At 39.3% G+C, this 18,485-nt stretch carries 15 protein-coding genes; 3 read left to right on the top strand and 12 right to left on the bottom strand.

The window, feature by feature from the left end; genetic code table 11:
- The first annotated feature begins 662 nt into the window (after positions 1-662).
- Positions 663-1,934, top strand: coding sequence for an ergothioneine biosynthesis protein EgtB (gene egtB, locus LOS73_RS11825; protein WP_457933699.1), 1,272 nt, complete (start codon positions 663-665; stop codon positions 1,932-1,934).
- Positions 1,931-2,905, top strand: a complete 975-nt coding sequence (gene egtD, locus LOS73_RS11830; RefSeq protein ID WP_457933700.1) for an L-histidine N(alpha)-methyltransferase — start codon at positions 1,931-1,933, stop codon at positions 2,903-2,905. The genes egtB and egtD overlap by 4 nt, the downstream gene beginning before the upstream one ends.
- Positions 2,906-3,188: 283 nt before the next feature.
- Here the strand turns inward: egtD and LOS73_RS11835 are convergent, their stop codons facing one another.
- From LOS73_RS11835 to pxpB, 7 genes are all read right to left on the bottom strand, one after another.
- On the bottom strand, positions 3,189-4,052 hold the full coding sequence (locus tag LOS73_RS11835) for a PhzF family phenazine biosynthesis protein (protein WP_457933701.1): 864 nt from the start codon (positions 4,050-4,052) through the stop codon (positions 3,189-3,191).
- Positions 4,036-5,709: an asparagine synthase B gene (gene asnB / locus LOS73_RS11840; RefSeq protein ID WP_457933702.1), complete on the bottom strand. Its 1,674-nt coding sequence runs from the start codon at positions 5,707-5,709 to the stop codon at positions 4,036-4,038. The genes LOS73_RS11835 and asnB overlap by 17 nt, the downstream gene beginning before the upstream one ends.
- Before the next feature lie 153 nt (positions 5,710-5,862).
- Complete coding sequence (pcp, locus tag LOS73_RS11845; RefSeq protein ID WP_457933703.1) at positions 5,863-6,531, bottom strand: pyroglutamyl-peptidase I; 669 nt, start codon at positions 6,529-6,531, stop codon at positions 5,863-5,865.
- Entirely contained in the window at positions 6,524-7,549 is a 1,026-nt protein-coding gene (locus LOS73_RS11850) for a DUF979 domain-containing protein (protein ID WP_457933704.1), read from the bottom strand. Before LOS73_RS11850 ends, pcp begins: the two co-directional genes overlap by 8 nt.
- Complete coding sequence (locus LOS73_RS11855) at positions 7,546-8,256, bottom strand: DUF969 domain-containing protein (protein WP_007376582.1); 711 nt, start codon at positions 8,254-8,256, stop codon at positions 7,546-7,548. Before LOS73_RS11855 ends, LOS73_RS11850 begins: the two co-directional genes overlap by 4 nt.
- Positions 8,257-8,284: 28 nt before the next feature.
- Positions 8,285-9,211 carry a 5-oxoprolinase subunit C family protein gene (locus tag LOS73_RS11860; RefSeq protein WP_457933705.1) on the bottom strand — a complete coding sequence of 309 codons (927 nt, stop codon included), beginning with the start codon at positions 9,209-9,211 and terminating at the stop codon, positions 8,285-8,287.
- Positions 9,204-9,869 (bottom strand): 5-oxoprolinase subunit PxpB, encoded by a 666-nt coding sequence (gene pxpB, locus LOS73_RS11865; protein ID WP_457933706.1) that lies wholly within the window; start codon positions 9,867-9,869, stop codon positions 9,204-9,206. The genes LOS73_RS11860 and pxpB overlap by 8 nt, the downstream gene beginning before the upstream one ends.
- 249 nt (positions 9,870-10,118) lie before the next feature.
- On the opposite strand from pxpB, the gene msrA reads away from it, so the two are divergent.
- Positions 10,119-11,408 (top strand): peptide-methionine (S)-S-oxide reductase MsrA, encoded by a 1,290-nt coding sequence (gene msrA, locus LOS73_RS11870; RefSeq protein ID WP_007376579.1) that lies wholly within the window; start codon positions 10,119-10,121, stop codon positions 11,406-11,408.
- Between the two features lie 1,327 nt (positions 11,409-12,735).
- Here msrA and LOS73_RS11875 read toward each other — a convergent pair.
- From LOS73_RS11875 to LOS73_RS11895, 5 genes are all read right to left on the bottom strand, one after another.
- The gene (locus LOS73_RS11875) at positions 12,736-13,617 is read right to left on the bottom strand and encodes a LysR family transcriptional regulator (RefSeq protein ID WP_007376578.1); all 882 of its coding nucleotides are present in this window, start codon (positions 13,615-13,617) and stop codon (positions 12,736-12,738) included.
- A 333-nt stretch (positions 13,618-13,950) separates the two neighbouring features.
- Positions 13,951-14,607, bottom strand: coding sequence for a CoA transferase subunit B (locus LOS73_RS11880; protein WP_007376577.1), 657 nt, complete (start codon positions 14,605-14,607; stop codon positions 13,951-13,953).
- 14 nt (positions 14,608-14,621) lie between these two features.
- Complete coding sequence (locus tag LOS73_RS11885) at positions 14,622-15,320, bottom strand: CoA transferase subunit A (protein ID WP_007376576.1); 699 nt, start codon at positions 15,318-15,320, stop codon at positions 14,622-14,624.
- A gap of 262 nt (positions 15,321-15,582) precedes the next feature.
- Positions 15,583-16,479 (bottom strand): hydroxymethylglutaryl-CoA lyase, encoded by an 897-nt coding sequence (locus LOS73_RS11890; protein WP_457933707.1) that lies wholly within the window; start codon positions 16,477-16,479, stop codon positions 15,583-15,585.
- Positions 16,479-18,482 (bottom strand): acetyl/propionyl/methylcrotonyl-CoA carboxylase subunit alpha, encoded by a 2,004-nt coding sequence (locus LOS73_RS11895; RefSeq protein WP_007376574.1) that lies wholly within the window; start codon positions 18,480-18,482, stop codon positions 16,479-16,481. Before LOS73_RS11895 ends, LOS73_RS11890 begins: the two co-directional genes overlap by 1 nt.
- Positions 18,483-18,485 lie beyond the last annotated feature (3 nt).

The raw sequence follows: 18,485 nt of genomic DNA on the forward strand, positions 1-18,485 counted from the left end.
TAAGTATCTTAATTAATGCTTAAATATTAGGGCTTGTTAGTCTTTTAGGATTGAAATTTGTTTAATTTAGGCGCAATTTAATCGCTCCTAGATTTATAGCTTAGCGGTTCGGTAACAGCTTATGCGTTATTTCTCATGCTTGCATGCACGTAAAAATAATCAAAAGCCGGCTAGCAAGGAGCAAATTTTTCTTCAAGGCTATTATAAATTTATAAGCTGATAAGCATCTTTAATCAAGTTGTAATATGAATATGATTTAACACAACATTAGGGTATGTTGAATTTTGGCGATTGAATTTTGGCGATTGAATTTTGGCGATTGAATTTTGGCGATTGAATTTTGGCGATTGAATTTTGGCGATTGAATTTTGGCGATTGAATTTGCAGTAGTGTGTTTGGTTTTTAGGCAAGGCAGAGGCTATGTAGTGTGGTCATTCCCCATAAATAGGCGATAACGCTGCATAAATACCAAACATACACTGCCCTTTGGGTTCTTTCTAGGGACGATTAACTCTTTGTTACTCGGTTTTTACTTAGCCCACTAGGTTACAAACCTCGTGCCGCGATTTAATCGCCCCTAGATTGAACAAATTTCAATCCAAAAAGCTCAGCATGCCCTAAGCTATATTTTATAAATAGATAGGCAAAGGATTATTACTATTATGCGTGAAAGCGTTACAAACGATACCAATCAAAACGAACTTGTTAAACGCTTTTGCAGCGTTAGAGACGAAAGCCTAGCTATTATCGAACCACTCACTGTAGAAGATTGTCAATTACAAGCTATGGCAGATGCTAGTCCTACTAAATGGCATTTAGCGCATACCACGTGGTTTTTTGAAACGTTTTTACTTAGTGTTCATTGTAAACAGTACGCAGTGTTTAACCCTCACTATAAAATGCTTTTTAATTCTTACTACAATGGGATTGGAGAGCAATTTAAACGGGCAAACAGAGGAAGCTTATCTAGGCCAGGTTTAGAGGAGGTGCTAGCTTACAGAGAACATGTAGATAGCCGCGTGATTGAATTACTTAAGACTGACGTTAACCCGCACATTAAAGATATTATTCAACTTGGGTTACACCACGAGCAACAGCATCAAGAGCTAATGCTTATGGATATTAAATATAACTTTTCAGTAAATCCATTGTTTCCTCAATATAAAACATCGCTTTTAAATAGCCAAAAAAAATCAGCTGATATTAAACCCCTTAATTTTATCAATTTTGAACAAGCCATTATTAATATTGGCACAAATGCCGACGATGAATTTGCATATGATAACGAGTGCCCCAAACACCAAGTACTAATTCATCCATTCAGTTTTGCTAATAGATTGGTCACTAATGGTGAATATTTAGACTTAATAAATGCCGGTGGATATAGCAATCCACAATATTGGTTAAGCGACGGTTGGGCGCATATTCAAAACACTCGTTTAACGCATCCATTATATTGGCATTGCATAAATAACGAATGGTTTGAGTTTACACACTACGGATTGCAGCCTTTAAATTTAAGTGCACCCATCAGCCATGTTAGTTATTTTGAGGCCAGCGCCTATGCTAATTTTGTAAAGGCTCGCTTGCCTACAGAGTTCGAATGGGAATATGCAGCTAAAAATACATCTTTAACAGACACTAATAATAACTACTTAACACCACAACAAGCAAAAGATGATACCGAAATAAACCAGTTAACGGATTCATGTTGGCAATGGACAAACAGTGCATATTTACCATACCCCGGTTTTAAACCTATTGAAGGAGTAGCAGGGGAATACAATGGTAAATTTATGAATAACCAAATGGTGTTACGTGGTGGGTGTGTGTTTACCCCTCAAAACCATTTACGACAAACATACCGAAATTTTTATTACCCACATCAAGCGTGGATGTGCAGCGGGATAAGACTAGCTAAGGATATAGTATGAGCCAAGTAACAGCGATTAAAAAAAGTAACATAACCGACACTGAATTTTTAAACGACGTGATAAGCGGATTAACTCAACAACAAAAAACGCTGCCGTGTAAGTATTTTTACGATGATAAAGGTGCTGCATTATTCGAGCAAATAACATCCTTACAAGAGTATTATGTTACACGTATTGAGCTGTCTATTTTAGAGCAATACTCGCAGTCGATTGCTCAAATGCTACCTGAAAACCTCTCTATTATTGAGCCTGGGTGTGGTTCGGGTAAAAAGGTTGCGTATTTATTAGCGCATATGGCAAACGTAAAAACCTTCGTACCGTTTGAAATTTCTGAGGAGATGCTCAGTTATTCACTTGCACATTTGTCGCCATTATTTCCAGATTTGGCAATTTCGCCATTACTAGGAGACTTTACACATAATCAAATGGTTAAACAGCTAACCAAAGACACCGCTTTAGATAGTCAAACCAATTTGGTGTACTTTCCGGGCTCGACTATTGGCAATTTTTCTCCAGTTAAAGCCATCGAGATTATGAATAATTTCCATCGCTTATGCGGTGTAAACGGTTATGTATTAATTGGGGTTGATTTAGTTAAAGAGCGCCAAGTGTTACTTGATGCATATAACGATAAAGCGGGAGTTACCGCCGCATTTAATAAAAATTTACTACAACGTATTAATAACGAGCTAAACGGCACATTTAATATAGATAACTTTAGCCACGAGTCACGCTTTAACGAGCAACATAGCCGTATTGAAATGCATTTAGTAAGTAATTGCACTCAAAGCGTGATTATAAATGATCAGCAAATAGACTTTATAGAAGGTGAAAGTATCCATACAGAAAACTCTCACAAGTACACGCTCGAGTCGTTTAAGCAGCTAGCAGCGCAAGCTAATTTAAAGTTAGATCAAACATGGCAAGACGATAGTAACTATTTTGCATTGTGCTTGTTAAGACCGCTATAAACGTTTACTTAATATGTTTAGGGCGTGTTGATCTTTGATAGTTGAATTTGCAGCAATATGTTTGGTTTTTAGGCAAGGCAGAGCCTATGAAGTGTGGTTATTCCACATAAATAGGCGATAACGCAGCATAAATGCCAAACATGTGCTGCCCTTCGGGTTCTGCCTAGGGGCGATAAACTCTTTGTTGCTCGATTTTTACTTAGCCCACTAGGTTACAAACCTCGCGCCGCGATTTAATCGCCCCTAGATTGAACAAATTTCAATTCGCAAAGGTCAACACGCCCTAGTAAATGACAACTTTAGCATTGTTAAACTCATAATTTAGCAATGCGCCATTATTTGATTGCTGTATAAGCTTAACTTTATTTAAACCATGTAGTCTAAATAGCAGAGGGGCAATAACAGTTATTGCTGAGCCCGTTGCACTGTCCTCATTTACTCCAAACTGGGGTGCAAAGTATCTAAAATGCGCTATGGCATTTTTCTTGTCTTTATTTTTTATACTAAGGGCAATTACTGCATTTTTGTGGAGTTTACTCAAAGCTTTAAAATCAACGTGTAAGCTTTTAAAATCGTCTTTTTCAACGTCTTTACTAAATTCTTTATTAAATAATACAACCGTATAACCGTTTTTATCGCCGGTACTGTAGGCTGCTTTTATTGCTGATGAAAACACACTTTTTAACTCACCTGCAGCTAATTCGCTTTTTTTAGGCTCTATGCTTTTTAGTAATAACTGGGCGCGTTGTTTTTTTACTTTTATAGTAAAACGCTCATGACTCATTGATGTAAGTACTTCTGGGCAATAACCAAAATGCTTTATTAAAAAATTAGCGGCCGCTAAAGTGCCATGTCCACAGCGTTTAATTTCACTTGTTTGGTTAAACCAGCGAATATTACAATGGCGTTTAGTTATCTCATTTTGATTTAAAAATACGGTAGCAGGGTGGTTTGATTGTGATGCAATATATTGCATTGTTTTTGATGTTAACCCATTTTTATAAATAACAATTAAAGCACTAGAGCCTTTTAAGTTATTTGCAGGGCTATAAAAAACAGATTCGGTGGAAGTGAGTTTTATAAAGCGAAGCGCAAGCCATTTGGGCTTACGCTTCGTTAAACAAAGAGTGTTAACCTTTGCTTGCATACGCGTCGTTATGAACGCCCGCAGCACGACCTGATGGATCTGCATTGTTTTGGAACGATGCGTCCCATGCAAGTGCTTCAGGAGTCGAACACGCTACCGATTTACCATGTGGTACACATTTAGCTGATGCATCACCAGGGAAATGCGATTCAAAAATAGTACGGTAGTAGTAAGCTTCTTTTGAATCTGGCGTATTAATAGGGTATTTAAATTTAGCATTTGCAAGCTCTTGATCGCTTACTTGCTCGTTTACAAACTCTTTTAACGTATCAATCCAGCTGTAACCAACACCGTCTGAAAATTGCTCTTTTTGGCGCCATAAAACTTCATCAGGCAAGTAGCCATCAAAGCCTTCACGTAAAATGTGTTTTTCAATTTTGCCATCTTTACACATTTTAGCTTCAGGGTTGATACGCATAGCAACATCAACAAATTCTTTATCAAGGAACGGTACACGTGCTTCTACGCCCCATGCTGCCATTGATTTATTAGCACGTAAACAGTCAAACATATGCAGTTTTGATACTTTACGGTTTAGCTCTTCATGAAACTCTTGTGCGTTAGGGGCTTTATGGAAGTATAAGTAACCACCAAATAGCTCATCAGCACCTTCGCCAGATAACACCATTTTAATGCCCATCGCTTTAATTTGGCGAGCCATTAAGTACATAGGTGTAGAGGCACGAATTGTTGTTACGTCGTAGGTTTCTATGTGGTAAATCACTTCACGTAATGCATCAATACCTTCTTGAATGGTAAAAATGATAGGGTGGTGAATAGTACCAATCATGTCAGCTACTTTTTGGGCCGCGGCTAAATCAGGTGAACCCTCAAGGCCTACTGAAAAAGAATGCAACTTAGGCCACCATGCATCGCTTTCATCGTTATCTTCAATACGTTTGGCAGCAAAACGCTGGGTAATAGCAGAGATAACTGATGAGTCTAAACCACCAGAAAGTAATACACCGTAAGGCACGTCACACATTAACTGGCGTTTAACGGCTGCTTCTAATGCATCTTTAACGTCTTGGGCTTGTGCGCTGTTATCTTTAACTGCATCAAACGTTTCCCAATCACGCTTGTAATAAGGCGTCATTTTACCATCTTTGCTGTACAGGTAATGCCCAGGTGGAAATTCTTCAATATGCTTACAAATTGGAGAAAGTGCTTTTAGCTCAGAAGCAACGTAAAAGTTACCGTGCTCGTCGTGACCCGTGTAAAGCGGGATAATACCAATATGGTCACGGCCAATTAAGTAGGCTTCATTTTCTTCGTCGTATAAACAAAATGCAAAAATGCCATTTAGATCATCTAAAAAGTCAGGCCCTTTTTGTTTATAAAGCGCTAAAATAACTTCACAGTCTGATTGAGTTTGAAAAGTAAAATCAACATCTAGCTCTGCTGCAAGTTCTTTATGATTATAAATCTCGCCGTTAACCGCTAAAATATTTGTTTTTTCAGGATTGTATAAAGGCTGTGCACCGCTTGATACACCAACAATAGCTAAACGCTCATGCACTAAAATAGCTTTTTCAGATGCGTATACACCAGACCAATCTGGACCCCGGTGTCTAAGCAGCTTTGACATTTCAATTGCTTGGGTACGCAATTGAGTGGGATCAGATTTTATATCTAATACCCCAAAAATTGAACACATAGTAACTCCTCATTCCTATTATGTGTGCAGCAAAGCCAATTTGCTGTGCTGCGAAACCTTGTTTTATCAGAAAAAATTACTCAAGTCACATAGCTTTTACAATTAATTAAGAATAATTTATGCACCAAGTTATATTTAACTGCACCAAAGTGGTTAATGTGTGGTGCCTGCTGCTATTTTTACGTCACTACTATTGTTCAAAGCTTGCGCAACCATCACTTTCAGAGCGTTAATAACGGTTTCCTCACTCATGCTTGGTGCGCCATTGTGGTGCACAGCTTGGCTTGGTAAATAAGGAATATGCACAAAGCCACCTTTCATTACAGCGCAGTGATCATTTATGTAATGCATAAGACCATACATAACGTGATTACACACATACGTGCCTGCCGTATTCGAAATGGCAGCTGGTATATTACTGTTGTGCAATGCTTGTAACATGCGCTTTATTGGTAAGTTTGTGAAATAGGCATCAGGGCCATTTTTTTCTATTGGTGTATCGACAGGTTGATTACCTGCATTGTCTTTAATACGTGCATCGTCAACGTTTATTGCTATTCGCTCTATTGATATTTCACTGCGCCCACCGGCTTGGCCTATACACAAAACAACCGCCGGATTGTGCGACTCAATGGCGTTTATAAGCTGACTGATAGACGTATTAAATTCACAGGCAAGTTCTAGTGTGCATATTTTGTGTTTCATGATGATAGTTTCATCAAGCTTTTGCACTGCTTGCCAAGAAGGATTTATAGCTTCGCCACCAAAAGGCGCAAAGCCGGTTATTAGTACACACGCCATTGAAGAAGTTGATTTAGTCATTAAACACCAAGCTATACATTAAAATAATATTAACGGCGAGTAAGGTAACTGCCGTCGGAATTTGAACCTTTATTACATGGTACTTATCTTTTAAGTCTAAAAGAGCGGCAGGAATAATATTAAAATTGGCTGCCATCGGCGTCATTAACGTACCGCAATAGCCGCTATACATACCTAGCGCCACTAAAGGTGCAGGGCTTGCGCCATGTCCTTCAATTAAAAATGGCATCGCAATACCAGCAGTCATCACCGGAAATGCAGCAAACGCGTTACCCATAATCATGGTAAAAAATGCCATACCTACACAATACAAAACAACCAGCATAAAACGGTTATCAGGGGCTATAAATAAAGTAACCAGTTCTTTAATGGAATCGCCTGTTTGCGCCACAATAAATACCCCACCAAGCATGGCTAGCATTTGCGGTAAAATGGCTGCCCAACCAATAGAATCTACTAAACGGCGTGATTCGCTCACGGCTTGAACAGGGCTACCACCGGTTATTTTCCAGCCAACAAGTAATGCAAAAATACATGCAATGGTTAAGGAGGCGAGCGTTAAGTGGCGTTGATCAAGTAAGTAAACATTATTTATAGCAACATTATCAAATAGTACAGTAAAGACTACGGTAACAATTGGGATCATTAAAGCGGGAATAAATAACTTATTACCTAGAGTCTTAGCGCTTTGGTTTTGAACCTGCTCGCTGGGAATAGAGTAACTTCCCATAGAAACTAAATTTAAGCCGGCTAATAAAGCAATGAGTAATACGCTAATGCCCACCATTAAATACGTTATTTGTGCACCAAAAGTTGCAATAGCAAAATCACCAAATAAAAAACTACTGCCAAATAAAAACCAAAATAGGGCGGTTGTAAGCCTTTTGGGATGATTTTTGTCTTGCAGGGTACGTACTACTAAAAACATTACCATGATGCCAATAAGCAGGTATATGTTTTCAATAGTCACGAGTGCAGTGCTTGAGTGCGATACATCGGCGTCAATTACTTTACTCATAGTATTGGCTCCGGTGCATTGTACTTTTGAACCGCTTTTGCAATTTTACTTTCGAGTCGAGCTAGTCTAAATAAATGTATAACTAAAGCGCATAGCGCGGTAGGGATTGCCCATAGACCAATATGCAGTGGTTCAATACCGGTTATACCGTTTTCTTTTAAAAATGCATCCATAAGTAAAACAGCACCAAAGGCTATAAATATGTCTTCACCAAAAAATACTGCAATGTTATCAACTGCCGCCGCATGGGCGCTGATCATGTCTTTTACGGGTTTAGGCAATTCGCCATATTTATTTGTAGCAGCTCCTAATGCCATAGGAGCAAGCAAAGGGCGAACAGTTTGTGCTTGCCCACCGAGTGAGAGTAAACCAAGTGCAGCCGAGCATTCTCTAACAATAAAATAAAGAGCGAGTATACGCGCACTGGTGGCTGTTTTAATTTGTGAAATCCAATCGCGTGCACGTTGTTGTAATCCATAACGTTCAAGCAGTGCAATAACAGGTAAAATTAAAATGAAGCTCGCTAATTGGCGCGAGTTCATAAACTTTTCGCCAAACGTTTGCAGCAAGCTGATAAAATCAAGATTGACTGCCCAGCCGGTCGCAAGTCCTGCAAAGGTAACCACTAGTAAAGGATTAAAGCGCAGTGCAAAACCGATAACTACAACAGGAATGCCAATAAGCGGCCAATAATTTAAATCGAACATAGTTTTCCTATTTATTTTTAGAATGTTTTTATAGGTTATTTTTAAGTGCAAGGCTCAATTGATGCAGGTGTCCGTAAAGTTTCTGCTTCGCCTTTGCTGCTTCTTCAAACGTTACATATTTAAACTCAACAGTATCTAAAGGTCTAAATTGTGCAAATTGATGTAAGTCGGCTTCAATAACAGTGCCTAAAAGCGGATAGCCACCTGTGGTTTGGCCATCATTTAGTAACACAATAGGCTCTCCATTTGGTGGTAGTTGAATACTCCCAGGACTCACCCCTAATGATGGCAAAGAGTGCGAATGTGCCAAATTATTTTTATGCTCAAGCCTTACGCCCATTCGGTTGCTGTTACTACTAACTTTAAATGCGGTAGATACAAAGTTGCTAAGTAAAGGCTGGCCTAATAAATTAGCATGAGGACTTCGATGTAGCCGTATAAGCTTGCGCTGGGCGGGAGCCATTGCGCCTACTTTTATAAACTCTCCATAATAAGGAGTAATAGGTATTTCATCACCAGTGGTGAGAACTCTACCTTCAATACCAGCAAAACACGCGTTTAAATCTGTAGATTTAGAGCCCATAACCTCAGTATTTTGTATACCGCCTTTCACTGCTAAATAAGCTCTTAAGCCTGCTCTACCAGTAGCAAAGCTCAGTACTTGTTTGTTTTTTACTGCATATGTCCAGCCAGGATAAATTGCATGTCCATCGAGGGTTGCTTGCAAATCGGCACCATGCAGTGCAATTACTGTGTCGCAGGTAAATTCAAGCTCGCACAAACCAACGGTTATTTCTAAAACGGCATCATTGTCGTTATTGTTAAGTAATCTATTAGCAATTATTTGTGCAATAGGGTCCAAGCTACCCGCTTTGCTTACACCTAAATGGCGGTAGCCTTCACGGCCAAAATCTTGAATTGTAAGCAATACACCACTTTTAAGTACTTTAATCATGATTTGCTCCTTTATTAACGAGCGGAACAAATTCAAGCGTATCGCCTGGTTGAATTAAACAAGGTTGCTCAGAGGTCGAATCAAACAAAGCAGTGTCTGTATGACCTATTATGTGCCAACCACCAGGGGTATCTGCGGGGTAAATTCCGGTTTGTGCAGCACCTATCGCAACAGAACCTTTAGGAACTTTAATGCGAGGCTCTTCACGCCTTGGCGTATGTAATTGCTCATCTAAGCCATGTAGGTAAGCAAAACCGGGCTGAAAGCCTAAAAATAAAACGTGGTACTTGGTTTTACTATGAATATTAATAACCTCATCGGCACTTAAATTATGATAGCGAGCCACGTAATTAATGTCCTCACCCTTGTAGGTTGTTTCGATTAAGTGATGCTGCCCCTTAAATGTACTCGTTTTAATATCATTCCACAGCGAAGGTAGCACTTGTAACCACTGTTTTAAGTGTTTATCTGATTTTAAATAAAGAGTGAGCGAGTTCATGGCGGGCACCAAATCGCTAAATTCATCAGTGCTTTTACAGTGGCTAGTTAAAGCCCAAATTTTCTTTTGAATAGAGAGTCTATCTGTAGCGTCTAAATGCGATGCATCAAACAGTAAGCTACTGTTTGTTAATGCATAAATATGAGGAGCTGGCTTCATTAAATAAACCTATTTGTACAACATAATTTAAACGTAACACAGTTTTATTAATTTATTTACACCATTGCGACTAAGTGGTTATTTTTATTTGCTCAGCTTAGTTTAAGAGTATTTTTATATTCAATTAATCGTATTTAACTTATTGAGGACTAAAACTTAATACGCTTCGTACTAAATAAGTAATTAGCTTGAAATGAAAATTAAGATAAGGAGGTCTTAATTAGCACGCACTTGTTTATGAGGTACTTTATGAAACACCAGCATTTATTATATTTATCAGGCGCTGCTATTATATTTAGCGCAGGCAGTTTTGCTTTATCTATGGAAAAGGTTGAGCACAGTAATGTCGAAGCAACCATGCATGTAGAAACTATTGTACTTGGATCCGGTTGTTTTTGGGGAGCCGAAAAACGCTACGAAGCGCTTAATGGCGTTATAGATGCTGAGTCGGGTTACGCTGACGGCAAAGGCTTTAAAGCAACGTACAGAAACATTACTGATCAGTCTCGTCGTTTTGACGAGAACAATTATGCTGAAGTTGTACAAGTTATGTATAACAGCAATATAATTTCAGCAGAAGATCTATTAAAAAACTATTTTGAAAGTCACGATCCTACGCAAAAAAATCGCCAAGGGAACGACATCGGTACGCAATATCGTTCAATCGTATTAACGACTACCGATGCGCAGGCTAAAGTTGCAGAGCAAGTTAAGTCGAAATATCAGCAACTTTTAACTGATGCGAGCTACGGCAAAATTGAAACAGTTATTAAACCGCTTCAAGGCTTTGTATCGGCAGAAGAGTATCATCAAAATTATTTAGAAAAGAACCCTAATGGCTATTGCCCAGATCATTCTACCGGTGTTGTTTTTAATAAAACACCCGTAGAAAAAGTAGATAACACTGCTTTATTAGCAGGAAAGCAAATCGTAGTCTTAGATTCACGTGAATACTGCCCATACTGTGAAAAATTCAAAAAAGCAGTCGCAAATGACTACAAAGGGACAATACCAATGTCGTTTCGCCATGCTGACCAACTTGATGATTTAACTATTAAGTCAGCCACGTGGGCAACACCGACCATTTTGTTTTTAGAAAATGGCGTTGAGGTATATGGCCGTCAAGGTTACGCAACGCCTGAAGAGTTTTATAAAGCATTAGGCGCTTTTAAATTAGGTAACAGCGATGCTTACAAAGTTGCATTTGATGCGCGAACAGATAGACCTTACTGTAAAGAGTACAAAGAGTTTAAAAATACACCTGACGGTACTTTTGTAGATAAATTAAGTGGTGAGCCACTATTTGATACAAGCGATAGGTTTAACTCAGGTACTGGTTGGTTGTCGTTTACTCATCCAGTAAAGAACAATGTAACACAGCATGACGACAGTAGTTGGGGTATGACTCGCATTGAGCTTCGCTCAAAAAGTACTGGTATACACTTAGGGCACTTGTTCCCAGGTGAAGGTCCAAGAGGGCGCGATCGCTATTGTATTAACGCAACCGTACTTGATTTTGTACCGCGAGATAAAAGTTAAATTAAAATTATTCCAGACATAATTTAATTTTCAAAAAAATATTAGGGCGTGTTGATCTTTGTGGATTGAAATTTGTTCAATCTAGGGGCGATTAAATCGCGGGGTGAGGTTTGTAACCTAGCGGGCTAAGTAAAAACCGAGCAAAGCTTCCGCGTCCTGCTCACGCCCCTTACCTACATCCATGTAGACAACAAAGAGTTAATCGCCCCTAGAAAGAACCCAAAGGGCAGCGCATGTTTGGTATTTATGCTGCGTTATCGCCTATTTATGGGGAATAACCACACTAAATAGGCTCTGCCTTGCCTAAAAAGCCTGCTGCAAATTCAACCACGAAAGGTCAACACGCCCTAGTAAGCTTTAACTTACTAGGGTTTTAATAGGAGCTGTTGAGCTTTTAGGATTAAATTCGTTCTATCTAGTGGGGGGAATCGCGGCGCAAGGTTTGGTATTTATACTTTGTGAACGGCTATGTATGGCTAATATCAACACATTATAAGTTTTGTTTTGCCTAAAAAAAACATGCCGTTGGAAATTAAACCTTTAGAGATAACAGTTCCTAAAGTATTTAACTTATATTCTATATATATTATGTAGTTGCAAGTAAATAAAAATAGCTCAAGCTAAGTCACCACCTAACTTGAACTATTTTTCACACTGACAATATCTTCACACACAATATAAAGATTCTGCTTGCTAAAATTTCGTAGTCTTGTATTACAAATCATGTGGTATGAACCAAGAATAAAAACAGTTCAAGCTAAGTCACCACCTAACTTGAACTGCTTTTCACACTGACAACATCTTACACACACAATATAAGATTCTTTTCACTGCAACATTTGAGAAACTAAAACCCAAAAAATTGCATTTATTACTTTTTATGAAACAGTTAAATTAAATTGTTTCGAGCTGATAATGTAACTTTAGTATTTAACCTTATTCTCGACAAACGATAAAAACGAAACCAATGAGTGAAAAAAATTAAACTATAGACTTTAGTCTAATGTGCGTTGCTAAGCTTATGTATTTAAATAAAAATTCAAAATTGCAGGGAGTTATACCAATCTGCTTATATATGGGGTCTATTTAACGTTAAGAAAATTACGCTAGAACTAGGCAAAAATTTTTGTATCTAGTTGTTCTCGGCAATTGCTCCCTGCATTGCTCTACCTCCTGCATCCATGCAGTCGTAAATAAAAAATTTTTAACGACGTAATAGTGCAATTTAATTCGTTAAATTGATCAAAGATTTATGCAGGTTGGTATTAGACGAGTTCAGTAATACAACACACAGTAGGTTGTATTACTGAACTCGTCTAATCGGGGGTTATTCTTGGATTTTTCTAAACGTATTTACAACCCACTTCGCAAATAAATCAAGTGGGTGATTAGGTATGTTGGATTCGTGTTGTACTAAGTAGTATTTATCTTTAGTTGTTAAAGGCTGTTCAAATAATTTATAGAGCCACTTCTCATCTAACCAACTTTGACTAATTGGCAGTGGAATAAGCGCAATGCCCATGCCTTGCTGCGCAGCACGTGCTACACCAAACATACTGTCTATTTGGATAATTTGCGAAGGAGAAAAGTCATCAATGCCTGCTTTTTCAGCCCATTGATGCCACGCCCAAGGACGCGCTTTATGTAGAATTAGCGGAACTTGGTTTAGTGCTTTACGATGATCATTTTTCCACTGATTGAGCAGTTTTTCATTACACGCAGGGATATATTCAAGATTAAATAATTCAGTTACTAAGCCTTCAGTAGGTTTACTAGAGGACAATACAATAGACAAATCGCTATGCCGTGTTATTTCTTTGCGTGTTTTAAGCGTATCCATTTGTAAATTAATATTAGGATGCTCTGTCGTCCACTCGCTTAATTTAGGCATAAGTAGTTCGCTTGCAAAAAACTCAGGCAAGGTAATTGTTAAATTAGTGTTTTGTTGCATCTGACTAAACTCGTTAATGGTACCTTCTAACATGGTAATGATAGGAGATACGGCATCAAAAAAGTTTTTACCAGCTGTTGTTAAACTTATTGAACGTGTTTTACGCTGAAAAAGTTCAATACCAAGCTGTTCTTCAAGTTGTTTTATTTGATGGCTTACTGCCGAAGGTGTTAAGTACAGCTCATTAGCTGCATGCTTAAAACTTAGGCTTCTTGCTGCAAAGCAAAAAGATCGAAGGCCACGAATAGGAGTTTGCATGTTTTCCAGTATTAAGTTGTTTATATAGCCTAGTATAGGCAAAAATCGAACCAGTTAGTAATGTTAGTAATTTCAACAAGTTAAAATTACTCATAGAGCAAGTTCACAAAAGTGGTGCATGATAACAACAAAGTAGTGCAAATGCTCTAGCTAACTAATCATCTATTTATGCAACTATTATAGATAAAAATTTACTACAGATGTATGAATTAGCCTAAAAAGAATGCAAAAGGACAAAAAAAATCCCTCTTGCGAGGGATTTTGGGTAACTCAGCGCCATTGGCACTGGGAATGAGGGCGGTACAGGGTAAAGCGTTATTTTTAAGCTAAAGCCTAAAAAACCATTTCTGGAACTTCACCGTCAACAAGTAATTTACCTGCTGTTTTACTAATGATTTCATCAACAGATACGCCCGGAGCACGTTCTAATAGATGAAATGCGCCGTCTTTAACTTCTAATACGGCTAAATCTGTTACTATTTTTTTTACGCAATTAACGCCAGTAAGCGGTAAAGAGCAGGCCTCTAATAGTTTAGAGTCACCATGCTTACTTGCATGGGTCATAGTTACAATAATATTTTTCGCGCCAGCGACTAAATCCATCGCGCCACCCATGCCTTTAATCAGCTTTTTAGGGATCATCCACGATGCGATGTTGCCGTTCTGGTCAACTTCAAATGCACCCAGAACGGTTAAGTCTACATGACCACCCCGTATCATGGCAAAACTATCTGCACTATTAAATATGGCTGCACCTTTGGCTGCTGTCACGGTTTCTTTACCCGCGTTAATCATATCGGCGTCTAGCTCTGCTTTTGTGGGGTACGGGCCCATGCCTAAAAGGCCATTTTCGGACTGTAACATAACTTCAATATCATCTGGTACATAGTTTGCAACGAGTGTCGGAATTCCTATGCCCAAATTTACGTAGTAACCATCTTGAAGTTCTTGTGCAACGCGCATTGCAACTTGTTCACGTGATAATGCCATAATTATGCTCCTGCTTAATCTCGTGTTGTTACACGTTCAATGCGTTTTTCAAAGCTGCCTTTAATAACGCGATTTACAAAAATACCTGGGGTATGAATTTGGCTTGGCTCAAGCTCACCCGGTTCTACAATTTCTTCTACTTCGGCAACGGTAATTTTGCCTGCTGTTGCAGCCATTGGATTAAAGTTCATGGCAGTGTGTCTAAACACTAAATTACCAAAGCGGTCGGCTTTCCACGCTTTAACAATAGCAAATTCACCCGTTATAGATTCTTCTAAAATATACGGGCGACCATTAAACTCTTTTACATCTTTACCCTCAGCCACAGGAGTACCGTAACCGGTGGCGGTGTAAAACGCAGGTATACCCGCGCCACCAGCTCGCATTTTTTCAGCAAGTGTGCCTTGAGGCGTAAGCTCTACATCAATTTCGCCACTTAATAACTGCTGCTCGAATAGGGCGTTTTCGCCAACGTACGAGGCAACTACTTTTTTAATTTGTTTGTCTTGTAATAAAATACCTAAACCAAAGTCATCAACACCACAGTTATTAGATACTACAGTTAAGTTTTTTGTTTGCATCTGCTTAATTTGTTTAATTAAGCCCTCAGGAATACCACATAAACCAAAACCACCGGCAATAATGGTATCGCCGTCTTTTAATCCTTCCATTGCAGCTTCGTAACTAGAAACTACCTTATCAAAACCGGCCATGAGTCTCTCCTCATTGTGTGCTATTTGTTGTTAATTATCTTTAATCATCATTTTATAAGATAGCCATTTAACCTGAACTCTGGTTAAGAGATTTACTAACATATTGAATTAGGGTGATATTTAAATTTATTTTCTTTAGCCAGAGATTTTCAGTGAAAACAAGGCGAATTTACGCGTCAATAGCTGGCCTATTGCAAGTAAATTCAACGCAGTTAGTGCTGAAAATAGCTGCTCGAGATAGATTTATTATCCAGAGCTCAGGTTATTTAGTGTGTAGTGCCACAGATACTTTGCTCACAGGTTGCTTACCAAGTGCTTTGGTTATTTCCCAGCCAGCGTCACTTAACCTTTGTAAATCAATTCCATGCTCAATGCCAAGCCCTTGTAGTAAGTAAACTACATCTTCGGTGGCAACATTTCCTGACGCACCCTTAGCATAAGGACAGCCACCAAGGCCCGCAACTGCCGCGTCAACCGTTGCAATACCTAGGCTTAAAGCTGCGTAAATATTTGTGAGCGCTTGGCCGTATGTATCATGAAAATGCACGGCCAACTTGGTTTTATCAATGTGCGTTAAAAGTAACTCTATTAACTGCGTTACTTTTTTAGCGGTGCCAACACCTATGGTATCGCCAAGGCTTACTTCGTAACATCCTAAATCTAACAGCTTTTGCGATACCTTGAGTACTGCTTGCGGGTCAATTTCACCCTCATAGGGGCAACCTAGCACACAGCTTACATAACCACGAACGCGGATATTATTCGTTTTAGCAAACGCCATGACTTCGCTAAAGCGTTCAATACTTTGCTCTATTGAGCAGTTTATGTTTTTTTGACAAAACGACTCACTCGCAGCGGTAAATATAGCAAACTCTTTAATGCCAACAGCATGCGCTGCTTGTGCACCTTTTAAGTTAGGTGTAAGGGCGCTTAAATTTACATCGGGTAAATTAAGGGCTGATATTACATCCGCTGAGTCTGCCATTTGTGGCACCCATTTTGGGGATACAAACGCGCCAGCTTCAATATCTTTCAAACCTGCAGCACTTAGGGCGTTAATAAGCGCTACTTTATCGGCTGTGCTTACTGTTTTTTCGTTTTGTAGGCCGTCTCGCGCACCTACTTCAACAATACGTACTTTATTTGCAAAGGCACTCATTATGCACCTTCCTCTGTTGTATCTTCGACAATAGCAAGTAAGGCTCCGTGCGTTACTAATTCGCCTTCACCAAAACAGTAGCTTTTTAAAATGCCGTCGTGTGGTGCGTTAAGCGTGTATTCCATTTTCATGGCTTCAATAATTACAACCGCATCGCCTTTGGTAATTGTGCTACCAATGTCAATTAAGTGCTTAACTACCGTGCCATTGAGTGGGGCGGCAAGTGGCAGTGCTTCGCTTTCATGCGAACTAATATAATGTTTATCAACTAGTTCAAGCTTAGTTTGCAGTGCTTTATTCATAACAGTGACAATATTGCCAACAGTATTATTACCTACAGTAGTTACGTGCGCGCTATGTTTTTCACCGTTAATAAATACACTGCAAAGATTATTATTTAATGTGCCTTGTAAACTAAATACATCCTCGTTATGCGTAATATTATAGCCCGCTGTGGTTTTTATAGCGCTTAGCTGTAAATCGGCAAAAGGGACTTTAATTACTTGTGGTGCATTGAGTGTAAAACCATTCAGCTGTTGCCACGGGCTTGCACTGCTTTGCGCATTTTTGGTATTAGTTAACGATTCTAAATACGCAAAAGCACCAATAAGCTGACTTGCTTGTAATAACGATTTGTCAACCGCAACTAACGAATCACCTTGCTCAGCAATAAAGTGTGTACTTGGCGCACCTTGTTTAAACTTAGGGTGGCTTGCTAAATTATGTAAAAAGCCAATGTTAGTGCTAAAACCCGCTAAATGAAATTGCTCAAGAGCGTGTTGTAAACGGCTCAGTGCTTGTTCGCGATTGTCATCGTGCACAATAAGTTTTGCAATCATCGGATCGTAAAACGGGCTGATTTCGTCGCCTTGTGCAATGCCTGTATCAATGCGTACAAATTCGCTGTTAAGCGGTGTGTGTAGTGCTTCAATAGTGCCCGAGCACGGGATAAAGTCGTTAGCTGGATCTTCTGCGTATATACGCGCTTCAAAGCTATGACCCTGCAATTGAATATCGCTTTGTGTCAGTGGCAATGTTTGCCCACCCGCAATATTAATTTGCCAATTGACTAAATCTACGCCCGTTACCATTTCGGTCACAGGGTGTTCTACTTGTAGGCGCGTATTCATTTCCATAAAGAAAAATTCATCGCCACACAGTAAAAATTCAACCGTACCTGCGCCTCTATAATTTATAGCTAGTGCACAACGTACAGCTGCTTCGCCCATTTCTTTGCGTAGTTCGTCAGATAAACCCGGAGCAGGGGCTTCTTCAATTACTTTTTGGTGACGACGTTGCAAAGAACAATCACGATCACCTAAATAAACACAGTTGCCATGGTTATCTGCAAATACTTGCACTTCAACATGGCGAGGCTGGTTAACGTAGCGCTCAAGTAATACTAAATCGTTACCAAAACCGGCAATGGCTTCACGTTGCGCACCTTGTAATGCGCTCATAAAGTCTTGTGCTTTTTCAACCACACGCATGCCTTTACCGCCGCCGCCAAAGGCCGCTTTGATGAGTACAGGGTAGCCAATTTTTTCAGCTTCACTTTGTAAAAAAGCAGGGTCTTGTTTATCACCATAATAACCTGGTACTAATGGCACATTAGCAGCTGCCATTATTTCTTTAGCGCGGGTTTTAGACCCCATTGCTTCAATGCTACTTGCTGGTGGTCCTACAAAAGCAATGTTATTAGCTTCGCAGGCTTTAGCAAATTCGCTGTTCTCAGATAAAAAACCATAGCCTGGGTGAATACAATCAGCGCCGCAGTCTTTGGCAACTTGTAAAATTTTGTCTGCTACTAAATACGAATCTTTACTTGGCGCAGCACCAATATGGTAAGCCTCGTCAGCCATTTTTACATGCTGGGCATGTTTGTCTACATCAGAATAAACCGCGACCGTGGTTAAGCCCATTTGTTTTGCAGTGCGCATTACTCGGCACGCAATTTCTCCACGATTGGCAATCAGTATTTTTTGTAATCGTTGTGTGTTCATAAT

It is taken from the genome of Pseudoalteromonas sp. SCSIO 43210 (assembly GCF_054133285.1).